Below are 1598 nucleotides of genomic sequence, written 5' to 3' on the forward strand. Positions count from 1 at the left end.
CAACGCCCCCGCCACATACGCCGCCGCGATCTCCCCCTGCGAATGCCCGACCACGCAATCAGGCTCCACACCATGAACACGCCACAACTCCGCCAGCGCGATCATCATGGCGAACAGAGCGGGCTGCACCACATCCACCCGCTCCAGCGAGCCACCGCCGACCAGCACCTCCACCAACGACCAGTCCGTATACGGCGCCAACGCCACAGCACACGCGTCGATCACCTCCCGGAACACCGGCTCCGAGGCGTACAACTCCCCGCCCATACCCACCCACTGCGCACCCTGCCCCGGAAACACGAACACCGACCGACCCGGCGAACCGGCCACACCCGTGATGACGCGGGGGTCTCGGTCGGCGAGGGCGGCCAGTTCCGCCATGAGGTCGGTCCGGGTGCTGCCCACCAGGGCCGCCCGGTGGGCGTGCAGGGTGCGGGTGGTGGCGAGGGCCCGGCCGATCGCGGACGGCCGGAGTCCGGGGTGGGCGGTGATGTGGTCCGCGAGCCGTCGGGCCTGGGCGCGGAGGGCGTCGTCCGTCTTGCCGGACAGCAGCCACACGGTGGGCTCCGCGGAGTCGTCCCCGGCGGATTGTCCGGGGGTTTCTTCCGGGAACTGTTCGATGACGACATGGGCGTTGGTGCCGCTGGCCCCGAAGGCCGAGATGCCCGCGCGGCGGGGACGCCCCGTCTCCGGCCACGGCCGGGCCTCGGTCAGCAGCCGGATGTCACCGGTGTCCCACTCGACATGCGGCGTCGGCTCCTGGACGTGCAGGGTCGGCGGCAGTTCGGCGTGCCGCATCGCCATGACCATCTTGATCACACCCGCCACACCGGCCGCCGCCTGGGTGTGGCCGATATTGGACTTCACCGATCCCAGCCACAACGGCTCCACGCGGTCCTGGCCGTAGGTCGCCAGCAGCGCCCGCGCCTCGATGGGATCGCCGAGCGTCGTCCCCGTGCCGTGTGCCTCCACCGCGTCCACCTCGGACGGCTCCAACCCGGCGTTCGCCAGCGCCTGGCGGATGACGCGTTCCTGGGAGAGGCCGTTGGGCGCGGTCAGCCCATTGGACGCCCCGTCCTGGTTGACCGCCGAACCCCGCACCACCGCCAGCACCCGGTGGCCGTTGCGACGGGCGTCCGACAGGCGTTCCAGCAGCACCAGACCCGCACCCTCCCCCCACGCCGTGCCGTCAGCCGTCGACGAGAAGGGCTTGCACCGGCCGTCGGGGGCCAGGGCACGCTGGCGGGAGAACTCCGTGAACTGTAGGGGGGTCACGCTCACGGTCACCCCGCCGGCCAGAGCGAGTGTGCACTCTCCCGAGCGCAGTGCCTGCGCGGCGAGGTGGATCGCCATCAGTGACGAGGAGCAGGCGGAGTCGACGGACACGGCCTGGCCCTGGAGGCCCAGCAGGTAGGAGACCCGGCCCGAGGTGATGCTCGGCGAGACGCCGGTGGCGAGGTAGCCCTCGGTGTCGGGCGGTGCCTGGTCGGGGCTGCCGACGTAGCCGGAGGACCAGATGCCGGTGAACACGCCCGTCCGGCTGCCCCGCAACGACGTCGGATCGATCCCCGCATCCTCCAACGTCTCCCACGCGGTCT

Annotated in this window: 1 protein-coding gene; it reads right to left on the minus strand. The window is 71.7% G+C overall.

The features are described 5' to 3' along the window. Positions 1 to 1598, minus strand: a 1598-nt coding sequence (locus IF37_RS0138225; protein WP_030754293.1) for a type I polyketide synthase, incomplete at both ends; no start/stop codon positions are given.

The organism is Streptomyces sp. NRRL S-31, from assembly GCF_000718775.1.
Classification (GTDB): domain Bacteria; phylum Actinomycetota; class Actinomycetes; order Streptomycetales; family Streptomycetaceae; genus Streptomyces.